1 protein-coding gene is annotated in these 401 nt (G+C 61.3%); it reads left to right on the top strand.

Going from position 1 to position 401, the window contains the following annotated elements; translation table 11 throughout:
* A partial coding sequence (locus AC5ZGW_RS47360; protein WP_496114302.1) for a GGDEF domain-containing protein occupies positions 1 to 401 on the top strand: 401 nt, incomplete at both ends.

Below are 401 nucleotides of genomic sequence, written 5' to 3'. Positions count from 1 at the left end.
ATCGGCCTCAATCGGGCGCTCGGCGACCTCTACGGCCAGGAAGAGGGTGCGGCCGGCAGCGCGCTGATCATGATCGACATCGATGATTTCAAGGAGCTGAACACCCGTTACGGCACGCAGATCGGGAACAAGCTCCTGAAGAAGCTCGCCAGCCTCTTCCGCAAGACCGTGAAGAAGAACGATTTCATTGCGCGCACGGAAGCCGATGAATTCGCCTTTCTCTTTGCCAATGTCGGCATGCAGGATGCGCTGGCGATCGCCGAGCGCCAGCGCAGTTCGGTCGAAGACAATCTCGTCTTCGCGGCATCCGACACGTCGGAGGCGAGCAGCCTGACGATTTCAGTCGGTGTGGCGCTCAGCGGCGATGCCGCAACGCCAAGCCAGCTCCAGGCCAATGCGCG

Source organism: Bradyrhizobium sp. Crot121 (assembly GCF_059512385.1).
This window is presented reverse-complemented; position numbering and strand designations above follow the sequence as displayed.